The organism is Anaerocolumna sp. (genome assembly GCF_032079385.1).
In the GTDB taxonomy this organism is placed as follows: Bacteria; Bacillota; Clostridia; order Lachnospirales; family Lachnospiraceae; genus Anaerocolumna.
The window spans coordinates 200,551-220,479 of record NZ_DAMAUC010000003.1 but is presented as its reverse complement, the minus strand read 5'-3'; the positions used below and the strand labels follow the sequence as shown (position 1 = coordinate 220,479).

Here is a 19,929-nt window from a genome sequence, read left to right as displayed (position 1 = left end):
ATTTTATTCCATCCCCATCTAATCATTTTTACAATTATAGTCATTTTTACAATTATATTTGATATCCAGTATATTAAATTTTGCATAGCAAAGATCTTCATCTGGAAAGTTCCATATTGCTTCACCATAGGCAGCCAGATTAAAACCGTTAATATTTTTATAAGAACTAACAGGAGTAGACCATCTAACACTTTCAAAGGTTTTACCTGTAGGAGAGTAATATCTGTCATCTGAAACAAAATTAATTAATTGTCCTATGTCATTAAAATATAAAGCTGCTGTTATGCAATTTCCTTCATTACGAAAAGTTGCTTTTACTGTATACAAGTCAATCGTTTCCCATTGAATTCTGGTATCAATAAGAGAAGCCGGGGCCATAATGCACATATCATTGAACACGGTTACAGTTTCAGCACGGTTCATTTTCTCACCCATTCCTTTTACAGCAGTAATGAAACCTAATATTTTAATTTTCATTGTGGCAATTCCATTTTTATAAAAATGCAATCCGAGAACCGGAATCCCTGACATATTAAGATTTAAATAAAATAGACGGGTGACTTTATCTAAAAAACTATGCTGATGTATTTTGACTTGAAACCAATCCCTGTTCTTATCGGTTTTCATGGTACCATTTATAGAAACTTTAAAATTATTTACTTTTTCCCTGCCTAATACACCTGCGTATTTAAGATATTTTTGTACCGGTTCCGGCAAATGAGTAATGTCTTTCTCCGTAAGTACAGACTCTCCCAGGTTCTTCACTCGATTTAAACCATCTCTAACTTCAGCATTATACTTTCTTTTTAATGTATTAGATAAATAATAAATAACTATTACAATAACAACTAAAATTAATGTAATATAGACAGTCATATCAAGCCTCCCTTCTATAAGTATTAAATTCTGAACATTATTCTTTTACTTCATCTAATAATTTCTCTATTCCACGATACATCACATTAATCTCTTCTGGTGTAAAATTCTGAAACAGGTTTTCTACAAAGGTGTTGTCTTTTCCTTGTCGTTTATCCCAAAATTCTTCGTTTTTTTCCGTTAGCTTCAACCGTAAGATCCTACTATCATTTTGATCCTTCTCCATTACTAAGAAACCTTTTTCTTCAAGCTTTAAAGCAAGCTGTTTTACATTCTGCCTGGTAGAACCCATTAGATTTGCTACCTCAGACAGCATAGGAGGAGTATCTTTAAATTGTGAGATCATAACGATTAAAAACCATTGCTTTGTTGTCATTTCATCCTCTGCCAGGAAAGCATCTCCTTTAACCTGTAACTTATTGGCAAGCAGAAAAAGACCGCCAAATATATGTTTTTGTTTATCCTGAGTATTCATTCTTGCAGCTCCTTAAAATCATAATACTTAATATATTACCTATATTAAGTAATATATTACGTATTATACAAAATGTCAAGAAATTTTATGATAAATATTTAAGCTGGACTATTGTAAAAATATCATTCCGAGAACATATTTAGCTAAGCTGAATATGTATTCAGAATGACATTTTATTATTTACAACAGCCGCTTCATTTGTTATTTTTTCTTGTTACTGTGTTTCTCTATATTTTCTTTTACTCTGAACTTTACTATTTCCCTTATTAAATCATAAGGTATTGGTTTGTCTAATGGAAATTGCACAGAGCCTTTTCCACTCTTATATATGGATAGTTCTTTTTGAAAAGTTTCCATTCCGGAAGGTGTCGGATAAAGTCCAATATGATTTGTATAAGCTGCAAAATGTACCAGGTTACTATATAAAACAAATGTTGGCATCTGATAGCTTATTTTTTCTGTGGCATCCGGCGCTTCTTCTCGAATCAGGTTTTTGATGTTAATTAATATTTCTTGTACATTTGGTGGAAATAGTAATATATATTCATCTATCGTCTGATATCCCTTTTTACTTTCTTTTGTATCAACTGACTTGCTTGCTTTTTCCATTATCTATTCCCCCATATTTCCTCACATAAAATTAAATTTAATTACCATCTACCTTCCCCACTGCTGCCGCATAAACAACAAATTCCGCTTCTTTATCTGCTGATGGTGAAGTGTCAAAACCTAAAAGTTTATCTGCTAAAGGCTGATTGTATGCACCGATTGCGCATGCTCCACATTGGATTGCTTCACAGGACAGATAAAGATTTTCGCATACATGTCCTACATCTACCAAAGCATATTTTTGAGCATGGTTGCTATAACGCCATTCCGTTCGGTAAGGGATTACTGACCATACAAAGCCAACTGGTGCATTAGCAAAGAAGTTCTGTCCTCCAAAAGCTTCACTAACCTGTTCTGCCTGGTTCTCTATGGATCCTAAATATTCAAGTTGATGTTCTGTTGCCATATAATGATATAATCCTGGTTGTAATCCAATCACCTTGTTTATAAATAAATAGGTTTCAAAAGGATGTCTTGCTCCTGCTGAAGGTACCGTACGAAAAGTAGCTTTTCGCTCCTTTCCTACTATACTCTTTATTCCCTGTGTTGACCATAGCAGAAATGATAACTCATATTGAGTCAAGGCTTCTTCATTATATTTTCGTTTACTGGTTCTGGCATTAATTAAACTTAGGAAATCATTATTCTTAATTACATCTTCAAAGTTTTTTGTAAGGGGAATAATTTTCTTTCCTTTAAAACTTTTTTCCAGAGGCGGTTGAGGCAAGTCTTTTACTTGATCACTTAATATATCCTCTGTGGGGGCTTTCATTATTTCTCTTAATTCCATTATTTTTATTTTAGTATTTTCGTCTGCCATTATGATACCTCCAATTATTTTTACCTTGTGAAGTTATTTCATATATCATTTGATAAATCTAACTCCACACCTCATAGTTAATCTCTTATTACCACATAATTTTGTATTATTAAAATGGTAAACCTTTTCTTTCTCTTATTATATCACTCCTTAATAAAATATCAACGAATCTGACACCTAATCAGTCTTTCCATCTGACACCTAATCATTCTTTCTAATAAATATTGGAAAAATAATTTCATTTCTTTTGCAAATACTAAAATATACCCAATACTTGAATATATCCAATTTCTTGCATATACCCAGCTCTTGAATATATTCATAACCCTGACTGAAACTTAACGAATGGATAGAAAGGATTACAATATGGATAATAATAAAAATAGAATGCGTGATAGAGAAAAAAGCAATTCTGAGTTGAGAAAAATGAAGCCGAAAGATAATGCGGATGTTGGAATGATAAATGGGCAGGTAATTGGTGTCCACGAGGGCAAACACGAAAAAAGCAGGAATAATAAAAAATAATATTTTATAAGAATGACCGTACGGCTTAACATTCTTACCATTTATTCCAGTGGTATTTACCTATAAATCTTCCGACCTTAACAAAACAGAGCTGTTGCAAAATAGAATGAGAATATGGGAATGAAAATGATAATTCCGGTGTTTTTTATCCCCTATACTCATTTTGCAACAGGCTCTTAGTTTCAATTATTGAATGCATACGCCTTGATTCGAGGCAGTGCCACATCTGCAAGCAGACGTGGCATGCAATGGGAGCTGTATGTTATTTTTTCTTTGTTATGAATAATTCACATGTTGGACATCCTTTAGCAATGGTATCACCAAGACGGTATTCGAAAGTTTCATGTGTACTTACAATTCCTCTGTCTCCATCCATTGCTATATCGCAGAACTCCGCAATATCTTCTTCTGGTAAACCAAGTTTTTGCCATGCTTCAACTAATGGACAGTAATGGAAAGTAACCTTTAATTCTTCCTCAGTTACATCCGTTTCCATTTCAAATACTTTTCTTGTATTCTCTGGAAGAAAGGCTTCTGTAAATTCCTTAATATCTTCTGTTCTTGGCAATTTATTTTCACCATGGAAAGCACCGCAGCGGTATATGGCATCTCTTGCAAAGGATAAATCTAATCCTCTTTTTCTGGCTTCCTCTATAAGTAATGCAAACCATGTAGCTCGGTGTTCAATTCCGGAACGTAATTCTTCTATATGGCTTCCTTGCTCAGTTTTCTTATTATTTATCATGGAATTCTCCTTTTATTTATATAAATATCGTTCTGATTTAACTATTTCTACGGTTTCTTTTTTATTATGATTTACTTTGGGTTTAGCTTTTAGCTTTGACTTTAGGCTTTTGCTTTTAGCTTTGGTTTTGGCTTTTGGTTTTGACTTCTGGCTTCGGCTTTTAGTTTTGCTTTTGGGTTTAGTTTTGGTTTTAGCTTTTGGTTTTAGTTTTGGCTTTAGCTTTTGGGTTTTGCTTTTGGGTTTTTGGCTTTAGCTTTTGGCTTTAGTTCTTGGTTTTAGCTTTTTATTTTAGCTTTTACCTTGATTTTGTTTTAACTATTTTACTTAGCTTTTTCATTTGTTTTTACTTTGATTGTTGAATCTGGTTTCATTCCAATATTTAACCCAGCTTTTTATATTGGAAAATCAATACTTTTATCTTTTTAATTATAATTTCGAATCATCTAAGGATTTCAATATACTTTCATCCGTTTGATCCTTTAGCAGTTCACCTAAATATGCTTTTTTCACATCTTTATTATTTAATAGAGTTGCAGAAGCACCTGATAATTTAACCACACCATTTTCCAGTACATAAGCCCGGTTGGATATTTTAAGTGCCATGTTGGCATTTTGTTCAATTAGCAATATGCTTATGCCTTTATCATTAATGTCGGTTATCATCTGAAATATTTGTTTTACCAGATTGGGGGCAAGACCTAAGGAAGGCTCATCTAATAGCAAAAGTTTTGGCTTACTCATAAGTGCTCTTGCAATCGCAAGCATTTGCTGTTCTCCACCGGACATGGTTCCGGCTAACTGCTTTTTCCTTTGTTCCAGCCTTGGAAACATTTGATACATTTCCTCCATGGTTGCTTTTATTTCTTCCTTGTCTTTCCTGGTAAATGCACCAACACGAAGGTTTTCTTCCACAGTAAGCCTTGGCAGGATTCCTCTGCCTTCTAAAGAAAGGCTGATTCCCATCCTAACGATTTCATTTGCCTTCTTATGGGTAATGTCTTTTCCTTCAAAATAAATCTTACCTTTAGAAGCGGGAACAATTCCCGTTATGGAAGAAAGAAGAGTACTTTTCCCTGCTCCGTTGGAACCAATGAGACTTATGATTTCTCCTTCCTTCACTTCCAGATTTGCACCTTTTAAGGCATTTATTTTCCCATAGCTGGTATACAAATCTTCCACTTTTAACAAACTCATTGTTCTTCCTCGCTTTCTCCAAGATAAGCAACTGCAACCTGCCGGTTATTCTGTATCTCCTGAGGAAGCCCCTCTGCAATCTTCTTGCCATAGTCCACAACGTAGATATAATCCGATAAGTTCATGACTACATTCATATCATGTTCAATTAAAAGAATGGTATAGCCTTGGTTCTTCAGTTGAAGAATGAACTGTCTTAATTCCTCGGATTCTTGTGGATTCATACCTGCAGCCGGTTCATCCAGCAGAAGAAGTTTTGTACCGGTAGCTATGGCTCTTGCAATTTCAAGCTTCCGTTGTTCTCCGTAAGGAAGATTATCCGCATAATCATCTATACGGTATTTCAAGCCCACTTCTTCTAAAAGTTCTGCTGCATAACGTATTTTTTCTGCCTCTTCCCTGCGGTATCTTCCGGTATAGAACAGCCGGTCAAAAAAGTTATATCTGGTTCCTATATGGGTTCCTACTAAGACATTCTCAATAACACGCATATCCGGGAAAAGACGTATATTCTGAAAAGTTCTTGCTAATCCTGCGGCTACAATCTTCTGGGATGGTAAACCATCCATTCTTTTACCCTCAAAATAAATCTCACCTGCACTGGGTTTATAGATTCCGGTCAGAAGATTAAATATCGTCGTTTTGCCTGCACCATTTGGGCCGATAATACTTACTACCTGACCTTTTTCTACTTTAAAATCCAGATGATCCACCGCAGTAAGACCTCCAAATTGTATGGTTATGTTTCTTGCTTCAAGATATGCCATGTTTACCACCTCTTTTCTTTCCTTCCTTATCTTTCGGAATTCTATACTTGGCAGTGGAACGCCATCCCAGTAAGCCTTGGGGTCTGAAACGCATCATCAGAATCAGAATCAAACCATATACTACAAATCTCCACTCCATAAGAGGTCTGGCCACCTCCGGAAATGAAATTAAGATAGCAGCTCCTAAGAACATTCCCCGAATAGTTCCCATTCCTCCAAGTATAACAATACTTAGAATCAATATAGAAGTATCAAATGTAAAGGAATTGTGATCGATGTAGGAAACTAAAGCAGCATAGAACCCTCCTGCAAGCCCTGTAATAACCGCGGATATAACGAAAGCTAAAACTTTATATCTGGCTGTGTAAATTCCCATCATGGAAGATGCCAATTCATTTGCCTTAATGGCCTTTAATGCCCTTCCTATTTTAGAACTATGAATGGTTATACATGTAAAGGTTACTAAGAAAAGTAACAACAGCATCAAATAATACATTCCATTGTTGGCTAACGTTAATTTTTCTCCAAACATCGTAGGTTTTGGAATATTTCTTATACCTAAAGTACCATTAGTCATGGAATCCCAGTTCATAATTATCATTTTTACAATCTCAGCAAACCCCAATGTTACAATGGACAAATAAGTTCCTGTAAGTCTTAAAGTGGGTAATCCCAGTAATAAACCGCATATCCCGGTTATTATCATGGCAATGAATACCGCCAGGAAGAAATTCATCTGCATCTTAATCATAAGAATAGCGGTTGCATAAGCACCGATTGCAAAGAAACCTGCATGTCCCAGAGATACCAATCCGGTTAATCCGGTAAGTATATTAAAACCCAAAGCTAACATGGTGTAAATACCAATCATTATAAGAATTCGAATCACATATTGGGAAAATCCTAAGGCTGGTACTGCCAATAATAGTAGAACAGCCCCGATTTCAAATATATATCTTTTGTTATATAACTTTTCTTGCCATTGATTAGACTTCTGCTCCATATCTACACCTTTTCTATTCCTTTCTTACCAAACAATCCGGCAGGGCGAACAAGCAATACCAGAATCAGTATGATAAAGGCAACGGAATCACGGTATGCAGAACCAAATATAGTAGCAGCAAGGGCTTCCGCAACTCCAATAACCAATCCCCCTGCAATAGAGCCATGGAAAAGACCGATTCCGCCAAGAACGGCAGCCGCAAATGCCTTAAGACCAATCATAAATCCCATAGTTGGATAAACAATCTGATAGTAGCCGCTGATTAAAACACTGGCAATAGCAGCAGAAGCGCCACCTAAGAAAAATGTGAATGCAATAACCAGATTAGTATTGATGCCCATTAAACTGGATACCACCTGGCTTTGTTCCACCGACCTCATGGCAAGACCGATTTTGGTATACTTTACAAGAACAGATAAAACTACAAGTAACAAAATGGATACAAGGAACATCATAAGCTGCATGGTATTCATTTTGGCACCTGCAATAGTAATTATATTATTTTTAAATAAAGGGGGAAAAGGTTTCTTTTCGCTTCCAAAAAACATCATAAGCATATTTTGAATGATATAGGATATACCGATTGTGGTAATAAGAGAAGAAATCCCGGGGGATTTCTTCTTTCTTAAAGGACTAAGTGCCATTTTGTCTATTAAGATTCCCAGCAGGCCCGTTAAAATAACTCCCATTACAATGGCAGGAACTAAGCCAAAATGAAAACCTGCTAAAAATATAACCATATGAGCACCAAAGGCATATACAGACCCATGAGAGAAATTTACCAATCTCAAAATACCAAATACCAATGAATAACCTACGGCAACCAATGCATACGCCATGCCAAGTGCCAGGCCATTTAACGTTTGCTGTAGTATCATATTAACCTCGATTCCGGTGCTTTAGCACCATTTAATAGAGTACTATTTAGTTGCTGTTTTACTTTCATATCTTACGAATTTACCATCCTGTACAATTAACTTTGTATATACCTTGGCAGCATCACCAATCTCATCAAACTTGGTTTCTCCCGTAACTCCTGGGTATGTGATAGCGTTTAATGTATCCCTTAAAGATTCTCTTTCTACAGAACCGTTTTGTTCCACCGCTTCTAGTAACATTCCCACGGAATCATATGCCTGAGCTGCTAATGCAGAGGGTTCACTTCCAAATTCCTTGGTATAAGCCTCAACGAATTTTCTAACTGAAGAATCTTCGGCATCTGCATAGAAGCTTACTGGAAATATAACACCTTCCACTGCTTCTCCGCCAAGTTCAATTAATTGTTGAGCATAAGCGTTGGATAAACCAAGAATCTTAATGTCTGGATCAACTTCTTTATATTGTTTTGCCAAAGGAGCGAGCAAGGAATACATTCCTACGCTGATTACTGCTTCTGCTCCTGCATCTTTTAATTTTGTAATTGCTAAACTATAATCATCGGAACCTTCTAATACATCTTCACGTCCCACTAACTCTAAGGAAGAATTGTTACTTATCATATCCTCCGCAATCTGTCCGGCAGTGGTTCCCCAGTCTGTCTTAATTGCTACAATACCAACCTTTGATACTTTCAGATCGTTGATAAGCACATCTTCGATTACTTCAAATTCACTATTAATAACCGAATTATTACGGAAGATGTAATCACCAATGGAGGAATAATCCGGATGAGATGCCGTATTGGATATCTCAATATATTTATTTTCATCATAAGTAGGGGCTGCTGCCATACTGACACCGGAAGCAAAATGCCCTAATACACCGATAATACTTGGGTCACTTACAATCTTTTGTGCGATAGTCGCAGCTTCTTCTCCAGAATTCTTATCATCAAAAGTTGCAATTTCTATTTTGCGTCCCAACACTCCGCCTTTTTCATTCCATTCATCTACTTTAAGCTGGGCTGCAAGTAAAAAGCTCTTTCCATATTCCGCATTATCTCCTGTCATAGGAAATGCAACCGCTACTTTAAGAGGTCCATTTTCGGAGGTACTTGCACTTTTGGAAGGAGCACATCCACTTAATAAAGATATTGCTAAAACCATTACTAATGTTAAACTTACTATTTTTTTCATAAAACACGCTGCCTTTCATTATTTGTTCTTATACTTATCATGATTATAAAACCTTTAAAAAGTACTTGTAAAATCTTAAGCTTATGGTTTTGCAAAGATTTATGAGTACGGTTTTTAATGATCGATTCGTATTGAGCTGTCATGGATAATTTCTACATTTCTGATTTCTTTTCTTACTATTTCTATAACTTTTTATTCCATTACTTTTTGTTCTTTATGTCACACAAACTGCAAAATAAAATACATTCACTCCTATATATTCTTTTGCTTTTATGTGATACAGGCGATGGAAATATTATTACTGGCAGCAACATCGTTTAATCAGTCTGTTCATGAGAAATCTCCTTTCAAGTCCAATTCATACTATTAATATATGAATTATACGTTATAAATTTATTCTTTATGAATTATACCTATTCATATAGGGATTGTCAAGAATAATTTAAAGAAATAAAAAAGGAACGAATAGATTATTCCTGAAGCACCTATATAAAGGTATATGTCACCCCCAGATATAGGATATATTGTTTTAGACAAAATGAAAAACCGTCGCATTCCTGCAACGGCTTTCAAGATACTAATTCACTTTTACAGTAATTGATGGTATAGTAAAGCTAAATTTAAACCACATAGGTGATGAAATGAACTATATTTTTAAATACGGTAAAAACTTTATGGCAATCTCAGATAATATAGAAGCAGATTGTCATAAACATTGGCTGCTGCAAATGTTTCTCAGCAGCCGGAAAGAATTAAATATTGAAGTGAATGGAAAACTGATCCCTTGCAGTGCTATTCTTGTGAACGTGGACACACCCCATTTATTTAGTACTGAGGGAGACCCCCATTTTACTATACTGGTTGATCCTACCACAGACCTTGGACGTGTACTGAGAGGGCTATTAAAAGGTCAGCCCTTTTTTATTTTTCCCCGGGAAAAAACCATGATTATGCAGCAGACTTTTCAAGATGCCCTTGCACAAAAAAGTCACAATGCTTATCTTCCCTTTGTTGAGAGTATAATTGCTCAATTTGACTATAGTAATATGAATAATTTTGATGATCGGGTTATTGAAGTATTAAACCTCCTGGGTAACTGCATACATGAAGATGAATCTCATCAGATAAAGCATTTTTCTGATAAAACACATCTTTCTGAAAGTCGTCTGGCACATTTGTTTAAAGAAGAAACGGGTATTCCTTTAAAAAGTTATGTTGTTTTGCATAAACTACAGATAGCATACCAGTCAATTTTTAATGGTGAAAACATAACCACAGCCGCTCTTAATGCTGGTTTTGACAGTCCATCACATCTTGCATATACGAACAAAATGATGACCGGGATGTCCGCAACCAATATTATAAGAGATAGCGAGTTTTTGAAAGTTTTCTAATAATTATTCTGATAAAGTGTAATCAAACAGAACGAAAGGGATGATTACACAATGAATAAATACTTACAAGAAACAGAGATGTTGAATTTTTCTCACAGCTCCATACAGAGATTAATAAAGGAAAGACAATGGGCAAAGGAGGAGGATTTTCAGAAAATCCAAAAAATCTATAACTTTGTAAGAGATGAAATTTCTTTTGGATATAACATAGATGATACCATTCCCGCCTCTGAAGTTTTAAATGACGGTTATGGACAATGCAATACAAAGGGAACGCTGTTTATGGCGCTTCTCAGAGCAGTTGGAATACCTTGCCGGATTCATGGTTTTACCATTAATAAGAAATTGCAAAAAGGTGCAATGACAGGTCTGATTTATAAGCTTGCTCCTAAGAGCATTATTCATAGCTGGGTTGAAATTCAATATAAGGAGCATTGGTATAACATAGAGGGTTTCATTCTGGACAGGGAATATTTGAAGAAGCTTCAAGAAAAATTTTCTGATTGCAAAACTAATTTTTGTGGATATGGTGCCGCCACTGATAACTTTCAAAATCCACAAGTGGATTGGAATGCCAATGATACTTATATTCAAAAAGAAGGTATCAATCACGATTTCGGCCTATTCCATTCCCCTGATGAATTCTTTAAGAAACACCAGCAGAGGTTGTCACCCCTGAAAAAATGGATGTATCGTTATATCGGACGCAAACTGATGAATCGCAATGTAGAAAAAATTCGTAATTGATTATGAACAACCTTCAATAACCAGCTATGCCTCAACGCCCAAAATAAGGATGTCGAGGCACAGCGTCCTATAATTTCTATAAATAATAAATAATTACCCCTTAACACCAGTATGTGCAACACCTTCCACGAATTGTTTCTGGAAGATAAAGAATAATAAAACCATTGGCACAACAGCCATAACTGCACCTGCCATCTGAGCCGGATAATTGGTGGTATACTGTCCTTGTAAGGTGGAAAGGGAAGGACCTAAGGTCATCATCTTAGGTGATGTATTAACAATCAGCGGCCACATAAAGTCATTCCATGCAAACTTAGCAGTAAAAATAACTAATGCAACAATACCTGATTTTACTAATGGAACCATGATTCTTCCAAAGGTCTGGAACCGGTTGCATCCATCTAACATCGCTGCTTCTTCTAATTCTTTTGGAATTGAGGTAAAAAACTGTCTCATCATAAAAGTACCAAAAGCACTGAATAAGTTTGGAAGGAACAGAGCAGGAATGGTGTCTAACAATCCCATTTTTAATATAATCATATATTGAGGTACCAGGAATATCTGTCCAGGTACCATTAATACGGACAAAATTATAATAAATATTATGTTTTTTCCAGGAAACTCAAGTCTGGCAAATGCATAACCTGCCATAGTACAAATTGTTATCTGTCCGATTACCGTTACTACTGTTGAAATAATCGTATTTAGATAAACCCTTCCAAAAGGCAGAGAATTTAATATATTCTTATAGGAATCCAGATTAAATGCCTTAGGTAGGATTGTTGGCGGTATGGCCATTGCTTCACCTACTGTTTTGAAAGAAGTGAATACCATCCAAAGGAATGGGAGTATCGTAATACTGGTGCCAATAATTAAAGCTAAATGAACAAAAAAATGTTGAATACTTTGACGATTTCGCATACTCTTTCCTCCTTTCCTAATCGTAATTTACCCACTTCTTCTGCATCACAAACTGAAAGATTGTTATAAGCATAATGATAGCAAATATAACAATAGAGATAGCTGCCGCATATCCCTTCTGACCGTAATCAAAGGCATATCGATAGAACATCATAACCAATGTCTGTGTGCTTTCATAAGCTAAACTGGTTTTACCAATCATCATATAAATAGTGTCAAATACCTGGAAACCGCCTATTATGGACGTAATCATAACAAAGAAAATCGTTGGAGTCAGCATTGGTATTGTAATTTTAAAGAACTGTTTCACAGGACCGGCACCATCAATAGCCGCAGCTTCATAATAAGATTTTGATATTCCCTGCATACCAGCTAATAAAATAATCATATTATAACCAACCGACATCCAGATACCAACAATCATAACCATGTACAAAGCTGTCTTGGGATTAGAGAGCCAGTTCTGGCCCTCTATTCCAAATACATTTAAAATATTGTTTAATATACCGAATTCACCGTTATACATCCATTTCCACACTAATGCTATAGCTACGGACATGGTTACAGAGGGAAGAAAATAAATGGTTCTATATATGGAGGTTCCTCTGATTTTTGCATTTAATAGTGTGGCTATCAGAATAGACAAACAAATTCCAACGGGAACGGTAATAATAACATATTTTATGGTATTTCCTAAAGTTCTGTATAATTCTTTATCTTTTATTAAATTTTTATAATTCTCTAAACCTGTAAAAGTACTTATATTAAATCGATTTACATCATTAAAGCTAAACCAAAAATTCTGAATAAAGGGATAAATGTAAAATACAAATATACCGATTACCAACGGTGCAATAAATATATAGGCTGCGGCCCATTCTTTTTTCTCACGTGTGGTGGTTTTTCTTCTCATTGGTTTGACACTTGTTTTTGCCATGTCACTCATGGTTTATCACCTACCTATTTATTCATCTTGCTAAGGACCGCATCTGCTTCTGCCTTTAATTCTTTGCTTGCCTCCGCTAAAGTTTTTTCACCACTGTAAGCCCATTTTAAATAATTTGCTTCTAAATCATAAAGTTCAGCTGAAGATTTACACACGGGTAATGGATAAGCCACATCGGAATGATTGGTATATGCTGCAAGATTTAAATCCGGGTTTGTTGCTGCAAAATATTGTTGCCCATCATTTCTCGCTGAAATAACCGCTCCGCCTTCACCCTGGATCTTCATGGCTTCTGCACTTCCTAACCATAACGCAAAGTCTACCGCAGCATCTTTATTCTTGCTTCCGGAATATACAGCATATCCAAGTCCGTTAATAATATTAGGCTCTACACCATTGAATTTCGGGAATTCCACTAAATTGACTATTTTATTGATTCCATCATTGGACATATATTGAGGTGTCATGTAGGAACCAGCAAGAATCATACCTAATTTACCAGCTTCGAACATAGCATCTGCTGAAGTATCCGTCATAGTTGCAAGATCAGGAGATAATCCGGCTTTTATTAAGTCAATCCATACCTGAATACCTTCTTGTGTTTTGGGATCTTCGTATCCTGTTTCTGTTTTATCAGCATTTAGAATCCATCCGCCATTTGCATAAACAGTTGGATAATAATCTGTTTGGAAATCAAGTGGAGCAGCTACCGGATAAACCCCTGCATCAAGTCCTGCATCCTTTAACTTTTGTGCTGCTGCTACGAAATCATCCCAGGTCCAGTCATCTGTTGGATAGTCCACCCCTGCTTTATCAAAGATTGCTTTGTTATACCATAAAGCATTGGTATCAAAGTCTTTCGGAATTGCATACATTTTATCATCAAATTTATACATACTGATTAAAGCAGCCGGATAGTTTTCTTCCAGATTTAAATCGGATTTTGCTAAATAATCTGTTAAGTCTAAAAGAATTCCGCCGTCTTTATAACTTTCTGCATGTAAAGTATTTAACCAGAATACATCAGGCGCAGTACCACCTGTTGCGGAAGCTTCTAACTTAGTCCAGTATTCTCCGCCTTTGTATGGTGTTAATTGAATCTCAACATCTACATTGTTATTCTTAGCTTCGTAAGCAGTTGCTAAGTTTTCCATAGTAGGGCGTTGGTTTTCATCCCATATACCAAAGGTTACTTTTGTTTTTCCGCCTGTTGTGGTGTTTCCATCCTTATTACCTTGATTTTTACCGCAACCGGTAAGTAATGTTGCACCCATAATAGCTACAAGACCCAATGTTACTAAGCATTTCAAATTCTTTTTCATAACAATCTCCTTCTCTCTCTTAAATTTATTTCACTATTTTCTAAGGGTATCCAAATCAATAACTGCACCATCTGCCAGTCTTGATTTTTCAGCCGCCATAGCGCAATAATGACTTTCTACGGAGCGTTCTACAGATGTAATCTTATTCGTAGGCTCTTTTTCTTCTGCAATCATATCAATAAATTCTTCCACCATGCGGTTGTCCCCTCCTGCATGACCGGAAAAATCAGTTGCTAATTTGGAAACATCAATCACTTCTGTTTCTTTACCAAAAGGTGTTACCTTAATTGTCTTTTCAGACATATCCGCTACAACTTCTCCCTTAGTCCCCATAATTTTTTGATAGCGGGAGCCGGTTGCAGTAAAGGCTGTCATGGTTAAAGATATGGTAGAGCCGTCTGTCATGTCCATATTAACTATCTGATGATCTACTACGTTGTTATCACACATGTAAACACATCTTCCATAAGGCCCTTTCTCAATAGCTTCTGTTATACTCTCAACTGTTGGATGAAGAGCTACAACATCAAGTGGCCAATCTGTTTTTCCATGTGCAACACCAGTCTTTTTATTTGTAATATAAATCTTTTCTGCATCAAATGGGCAATGTTCTTTTGCCTTGCATCCGTCAAGACAACGGGTAGTTGCTCCCTCCGGCGCCATTTCTTTTTTAAATAAATAAGTATTACCATAAGAAGAAACAGATTTACAGGTTTTACCTGACAGCCATAATAACAAGTCGAAATCATGGCAGCACTTTTGTAAAATCATTGGACTTGTAGTATTGGAATTTCTCCAGTTCCCCCGAACAAAGCTATGTGCCTGATGCCAGTATCCCACATTCTCAATTGCCATAATGGATACCACATCGCCTATAACGCCACTGTCCAATACTTCTTTTAATTTTGTATAAAAAGGTGTATATCTTAAAACATGGCATACAACTACTTTTCTGCCGCATTCTTTTGCTACTTTAACAATTTCTCTACACTCATCAAGGTCAGGTGAAATTGGTTTTTCCAATAACAGGTCATAACCTTTACGAAGTGCAGGAATTGCCTGACCTACGTGTTGCTGATCCTGAGTAGTAATAAACATTACATCTGCTAGTTTATCCTGTGCAATTAATTCCTCTGCGCTGGAAAAACATGCGGATTCCGGTACGTTATATTCTTTTGCAACATCTTTCACTTTTGCAGAATCAATATCTGCAATAGCTACTATTTCCATTTTTTCCGGAAATAATTTAGCAGTTGGTGCATAGGTATCCTTTCCTCTGCTTCCAAGACCCGCTAAAGCTACTTTAACTTTCTTGCTCATTCCAATTCCTCCTATAATTACCATGCTGTTTCAAAAAAAGGCATTATACGTACCTAACGCTAACACCTTGCCTGAATATTTTATAACTATAGTCCATATTATAAACGTTTTTACTAAAATCTGCTTTTACAATTATCCAATATTTTTGTCATTTTATCCAAAACATCTATATATTAGATTTGTAATATATAAATATTTTTGCTAAAATATAAAATATTATGCATCAGTTAAAGGAGTTGATTGAATGGCATACGTTAGTACAACGTTAAAAAGAGAAATTGAAATCCATGAAATTATAACGGTTCATTATTTTGAATATATGAAAAATTTTGAGTTTAAAGGAGAATCCCATGACTTTTGGGAGTTTTTATATGTAGATAAGGGTACGGTTTTGGTTCAAGCAGATTATAGACAATATCAACTTGAAGCCGGGGACATTATTTTTCATAAACCAAATGAATTTCATTCCATTAAATCAATCGGTGATAAAGCGCCTAATTTAGTGGCAATTTCATTTATAAGTTCTTCTCCGGCTATGGAATTTTTTATGGAAAGAGTTACTTCTTTGTCTTCATCTGAGAAATTACTAATTGCACAAATTATAGCAGAAGCACGAATGGCATTTACCACTCCCCTCCATATACCATCTGTGGAACAGGTGATGTTATCCGAACAAAGTCTTTTTGGCTCGCAGCAGTTGATTTTACTGTATTTAGAACTCTTCTTAATACAAGTACGGCGCAATCATCTTGCTGACCAAAAAAAGAAGGATGAAATACTAACCCTTAGCACCTTAAAAGAAGGTTCCACTAAATCCGATATCTTCGAACAAATTATTCAATACATGGAGCTGCACATATGTGAACAACTTAAAATTCCTGATATATGCAAAGCTTTTTCTGTTAGTCATTCCACCTTGCATTCTCTTTTCCGTAAAAATAAAAATTGTGGTGTTATTGAATATTTTAATAATTTAAAAATTGAGCGTTCAAAAGAAATCATACGAGACGGTAACATGAATCTAACTGAAATTGCACATTTTCTTTCTTATAATTCATTACAGCATTTTTCAAAGCAATTTAAAAAAGCCACTGGCATGTCTCCCATGAAGTATGCCTCTTCTGTGAAAGGCATCTCTCAGGCATTAAATAAAGGCTGCCAAAGCACCCATAAATAAATCTGCCTGAAAATAAAAAAATCATTCTAAGTCTTATGTAAGTAATCCTTATCCGGGATTCCTCCATAAAAACTTAGAATGATATAATCTAACTTCTATAAATTTTAAAAATTACTAATCTTCCTCTTCCGTATTATCTTCCGGTACAATAATATTTAATACAAATGCAATTGCAAAGGCAAGAACGATAGGAGATTTGCCGATAATATTTTGTACATCCTCAGGTAAGAACTGTAAGGATTTTGTAACTGAACTGATACCAACACCAAGAGCCAGTGCAATACCAACAATCATCTTATTACGATAATTTAAAGGCTGTTGTGAAATTAATTGAATACCGGACATGGTAATTGCTGCAAATACGGTAACTGTTGCACCGCCTAGTACCGGATATGGGATAGTAGTCATAAGTGCGCCAAATTTTGGACATAAGCCGGCTACAATCATAATACCGCCAACAATGGTAAATACTCTTTTTGCTATAACCTTTGTAGTAACAATTAAACCAACATTCTGGCTGTAAGGGTCAGTTGGCAGACCGCCCATACATGCACCTAACATACCGCAGATACCTTGTCCCTTAATAGCTCCACCAAGTTCTTTATCCGTGGCTTCACGATTAAATGCACCTATAGTAGTGGAGGAAACGTCACCTATTGTTTGAACTGCTTGTACTATATACATTAAAATCATAGAAATAATAGCTGATGGATGGAATTCAATTCCCCACTTCATAAAACGTGGAAGTGCAATCCAGGATGAACTTACTACACTATCAAAATTAATCATATTACCCATGAAAAGTGAAATTATGTATCCAACAGCAATACCTATTAACATACCGGATACTTTAATATATCCTTTGCCAAATAAGTTACATGCAAGAGTAACAGCTAATACAACAATAGCCACAATCCAGTATTGAGTCTTTCCAAAATCATCCGCATTGGCATTGCCGCCTGCCATATAGTTAACTGCTGTGGTGTATAAGGACAGACCAATACTTAAAACTACCGTACCGCTTACAATCGGTGGGAAAAATTTTCTTAATTTACCGATAAACATTCCTATAAATATGGAAGCAAAGGCACCTACTAATTGAGCTCCAAAAATTGCCTTAATTCCATAACTTAAACCAATGGCTGATAATATTGGCATATAGGCAAAGGCTACACCCATTACATTTGGTAACCCCATACCAAAACCAAATACAGGAAATAACTGAATCAAAGTGGTAATACCACCAATTAACATTGCAGCCTGCATTAAAAGAATCTTATCACTTTCCGGTAGACCCAGTAGTTGTGCGATTAATATAGGTGGTGTAATATTACCAACCAACATTGCTAAAACATGCTGCATGGCCTGTGGAAATGCTAACCCCCAGCTAGGCTTACCGTTTAATTCAAAAAGTTCCGTGTTTGATCTTACAGCTTTCTTATTTATCATATTAATAATAACCTTCCTTTTCGATATTTTACATGTTTTCTAGCCGAAAACTGCATTAAAGGTTCTGAACCATTATTTATGCCAAATCCTCCCTTCTCTAGTATTTTACTTTTCTAATGGTCTGAAACCTTATTTAATAGTAAATAACGCACATGAATAAAATTCATATAAAGATTATTCTCTATTCAGTTTTTATGTATTGCTGAATTGGTTCTATCGGTGTTAATAAAGCTCTAAATATATACAAGAATTCTCATATTTTACATATAATTTATACATTTTTATGAAATATTTATTTACGACATAAGTATACAATAAAATTCCAACAAAAACAAGACTGTAATTCATGTTAATATCATCTATTATCACAACAACTTATAAAAAAGAATAATTTTACAAACAGCATATTTTATGATACAATAATCGAAAGTTTCTTTCATCTGAATGATTCTCTCCTCATTTTCTAAGAATGGGGGATTCTATTGTTAAACATAAAGAAAGTCTTATTATCTATCCTGTTATCTTACATATCAATTCTTTTTATCCTGCCTTCACAGCCGGTAAAGGCAATTTCCACAGAAATCTCATTTATAATACTTTCCCAGTACGAAAAAAGAGTCACTATAAGTGATGAATTCTATATCATTGCAATTACCTCCACCGGAAAGAAAGCAACCTGGAAAAGCAGTGATTCTAAAATTGCTTCTGTTAACAAATATGGTAAAGTCACTGCTAAAAAAACCGGTTCTGCAGTTATCACGGCCAGCATAAAAGGGGCCTATGCCTCCTGTTTGGTTACGGTTGATCCTCCAACGATTACCTTAAGCCAATCTCATATCGCTTTATACCGGAGCCAAAGTGCCAAACTTTCCGCTAAAGTCTCATCTAAAGTCAAACCCAAATGGAAAACAAGTAAAAAAAGTGTGGCTACGGTGGATCAAAATGGTAACATAACCGCTGTCAAAAATGGAACTGCTGTCATTACCGCAACCGTTAATGGTGTTTCTGACATTTGTGAAGTAACTGTAAAAAAGCCTGTAATTACTTTAAGTACAGAGGAACTAACTATAAAAACAGGTTCTGCTGCTGCACTTACTGCCAGTGTTTCATCCGGTAATTCTCCGGCGTGGTCAACCAGTAATCCCAAAATTATATCCATAAACTCCAAGGGTCAAATAAGAGCAATAAAAAAAGGAAGAGCCTATATCTATGCAAAGGAAGACGGAGCTAAAGCAAGATGTACTATATATGTAACTGATTAATTATAATCTGTGAGGAGAGAAAATGTAAGCTGAAAGAAACTTTACATAAGAAATAGGAATTAAAAACAAGGCATTAAAATCCTTCATTGAGAAATTATATTTAAAGTTGAAGTTTATAATTTATTATATATTTTAAATGATTTTTATTGTATAATATCTATAAGTTTTTATTTTATATTTGTCCAAAAAATGAATTTGTACACAAATCATTCATAATTTTAATGTATAATGAATTACATAACGGTTATGTTCTGATACCCGGACAAAAATGAATTGTTATATTTAAGACATTGTAAGGCACA

20 protein-coding genes are annotated in these 19,929 nt (G+C 35.3%); 5 read left to right on the top strand and 15 right to left on the bottom strand.

Going from position 1 to position 19,929, the window contains the following annotated elements:
• Positions 1 to 18: 18 nt before the first annotated feature.
• The 4 genes from RT261_RS04255 to RT261_RS04240 form a co-directional block, all read right to left on the bottom strand.
• Positions 19 to 876: a DUF6544 family protein gene (locus tag RT261_RS04255; RefSeq protein WP_313129754.1), complete on the bottom strand. Its 858-nt coding sequence runs from the start codon at positions 874 to 876 to the stop codon at positions 19 to 21.
• 37 nt (positions 877 to 913) lie between these two features.
• A complete protein-coding gene (locus RT261_RS04250; protein WP_313129752.1) occupies positions 914 to 1,351 on the bottom strand; it encodes a MarR family winged helix-turn-helix transcriptional regulator in 438 nt (145 codons plus the stop codon).
• 201 nt (positions 1,352 to 1,552) lie between these two features.
• A complete protein-coding gene (locus tag RT261_RS04245; RefSeq protein ID WP_313129750.1) occupies positions 1,553 to 1,960 on the bottom strand; it encodes an iron chaperone in 408 nt (135 codons plus the stop codon).
• A gap of 37 nt (positions 1,961 to 1,997) precedes the next feature.
• On the bottom strand, positions 1,998 to 2,780 hold the full coding sequence (locus tag RT261_RS04240; protein ID WP_313129747.1) for a SagB/ThcOx family dehydrogenase: 783 nt from the start codon (positions 2,778 to 2,780) through the stop codon (positions 1,998 to 2,000).
• Between the two features lie 387 nt (positions 2,781 to 3,167).
• Here RT261_RS04240 and RT261_RS04235 point away from each other — a divergent pair, with 387 nt between their 5' ends.
• Positions 3,168 to 3,305 (top strand): hypothetical protein, encoded by a 138-nt coding sequence (locus RT261_RS04235; RefSeq protein ID WP_176494606.1) that lies wholly within the window; start codon positions 3,168 to 3,170, stop codon positions 3,303 to 3,305.
• 262 nt (positions 3,306 to 3,567) lie between these two features.
• On the opposite strand, the gene RT261_RS04230 is transcribed toward RT261_RS04235, so the two are convergent.
• The 6 genes from RT261_RS04230 to RT261_RS04205 all read right to left on the bottom strand — a co-directional run bounded on the left by RT261_RS04230 (position 3,568) and on the right by RT261_RS04205 (position 9,089).
• Positions 3,568 to 4,050 carry an L-2-amino-thiazoline-4-carboxylic acid hydrolase gene (locus tag RT261_RS04230; protein WP_313129745.1) on the bottom strand — a complete coding sequence of 161 codons (483 nt, stop codon included), beginning with the start codon at positions 4,048 to 4,050 and terminating at the stop codon, positions 3,568 to 3,570.
• Positions 4,051 to 4,476: 426 nt separating this feature from the next.
• Positions 4,477 to 5,244, bottom strand: a complete 768-nt coding sequence (locus tag RT261_RS04225; protein ID WP_313129744.1) for an ABC transporter ATP-binding protein — start codon at positions 5,242 to 5,244, stop codon at positions 4,477 to 4,479.
• Positions 5,241 to 6,011, bottom strand: coding sequence for an ABC transporter ATP-binding protein (locus RT261_RS04220; RefSeq protein WP_313129742.1), 771 nt, complete (start codon positions 6,009 to 6,011; stop codon positions 5,241 to 5,243). The genes RT261_RS04225 and RT261_RS04220 overlap by 4 nt, the downstream gene beginning before the upstream one ends.
• A complete protein-coding gene (locus tag RT261_RS04215) occupies positions 5,998 to 7,014 on the bottom strand; it encodes a branched-chain amino acid ABC transporter permease (protein WP_313129740.1) in 1,017 nt (338 codons plus the stop codon). The genes RT261_RS04220 and RT261_RS04215 overlap by 14 nt, the downstream gene beginning before the upstream one ends.
• Before the next feature lie 2 nt (positions 7,015 to 7,016).
• Positions 7,017 to 7,892, bottom strand: a complete 876-nt coding sequence (locus tag RT261_RS04210; RefSeq protein ID WP_313129739.1) for a branched-chain amino acid ABC transporter permease — start codon at positions 7,890 to 7,892, stop codon at positions 7,017 to 7,019.
• A gap of 42 nt (positions 7,893 to 7,934) precedes the next feature.
• Positions 7,935 to 9,089 carry an ABC transporter substrate-binding protein gene (locus RT261_RS04205; RefSeq protein WP_313129737.1) on the bottom strand — a complete coding sequence of 385 codons (1,155 nt, stop codon included), beginning with the start codon at positions 9,087 to 9,089 and terminating at the stop codon, positions 7,935 to 7,937.
• Positions 9,090 to 9,730: 641 nt separating this feature from the next.
• On the opposite strand from RT261_RS04205, the gene RT261_RS04200 reads away from it, so the two are divergent.
• Positions 9,731 to 10,483: a helix-turn-helix transcriptional regulator gene (locus RT261_RS04200; RefSeq protein ID WP_313129736.1), complete on the top strand. Its 753-nt coding sequence runs from the start codon at positions 9,731 to 9,733 to the stop codon at positions 10,481 to 10,483.
• A 51-nt stretch (positions 10,484 to 10,534) separates the two neighbouring features.
• Positions 10,535 to 11,230, top strand: a complete 696-nt coding sequence (locus RT261_RS04195; protein WP_313129734.1) for a transglutaminase-like domain-containing protein — start codon at positions 10,535 to 10,537, stop codon at positions 11,228 to 11,230.
• Positions 11,231 to 11,323: 93 nt separating this feature from the next.
• Here RT261_RS04195 and RT261_RS04190 read toward each other — a convergent pair whose 3' ends face one another.
• From RT261_RS04190 to RT261_RS04175, 4 genes are read right to left on the bottom strand one after another with little or no spacing between them, the layout of a single operon-like run.
• Positions 11,324 to 12,151: a carbohydrate ABC transporter permease gene (locus RT261_RS04190; protein ID WP_313129731.1), complete on the bottom strand. Its 828-nt coding sequence runs from the start codon at positions 12,149 to 12,151 to the stop codon at positions 11,324 to 11,326.
• 16 nt (positions 12,152 to 12,167) lie between these two features.
• Positions 12,168 to 13,088, bottom strand: a complete 921-nt coding sequence (locus tag RT261_RS04185; protein ID WP_313129728.1) for a carbohydrate ABC transporter permease — start codon at positions 13,086 to 13,088, stop codon at positions 12,168 to 12,170.
• Positions 13,089 to 13,111: 23 nt separating this feature from the next.
• Positions 13,112 to 14,419, bottom strand: coding sequence for an ABC transporter substrate-binding protein (locus RT261_RS04180; RefSeq protein WP_313129725.1), 1,308 nt, complete (start codon positions 14,417 to 14,419; stop codon positions 13,112 to 13,114).
• Between the two features lie 33 nt (positions 14,420 to 14,452).
• Positions 14,453 to 15,739 carry a Gfo/Idh/MocA family protein gene (locus RT261_RS04175; RefSeq protein ID WP_313129722.1) on the bottom strand — a complete coding sequence of 429 codons (1,287 nt, stop codon included), beginning with the start codon at positions 15,737 to 15,739 and terminating at the stop codon, positions 14,453 to 14,455.
• Positions 15,740 to 15,983: 244 nt separating this feature from the next.
• Between RT261_RS04175 and RT261_RS04170 the strand changes: the two genes are divergently transcribed.
• Positions 15,984 to 16,916: an AraC family transcriptional regulator gene (locus RT261_RS04170; protein ID WP_313129720.1), complete on the top strand. Its 933-nt coding sequence runs from the start codon at positions 15,984 to 15,986 to the stop codon at positions 16,914 to 16,916.
• 114 nt (positions 16,917 to 17,030) lie between these two features.
• Here RT261_RS04170 and RT261_RS04165 read toward each other — a convergent pair whose 3' ends face one another.
• Positions 17,031 to 18,365, bottom strand: coding sequence for a uracil-xanthine permease family protein (locus RT261_RS04165; RefSeq protein ID WP_313129717.1), 1,335 nt, complete (start codon positions 18,363 to 18,365; stop codon positions 17,031 to 17,033).
• A gap of 482 nt (positions 18,366 to 18,847) precedes the next feature.
• Between RT261_RS04165 and RT261_RS04160 the strand changes: the two genes are divergently transcribed.
• Positions 18,848 to 19,627, top strand: coding sequence for an Ig-like domain-containing protein (locus tag RT261_RS04160; protein WP_313129714.1), 780 nt, complete (start codon positions 18,848 to 18,850; stop codon positions 19,625 to 19,627).
• Positions 19,628 to 19,929 lie beyond the last annotated feature (302 nt).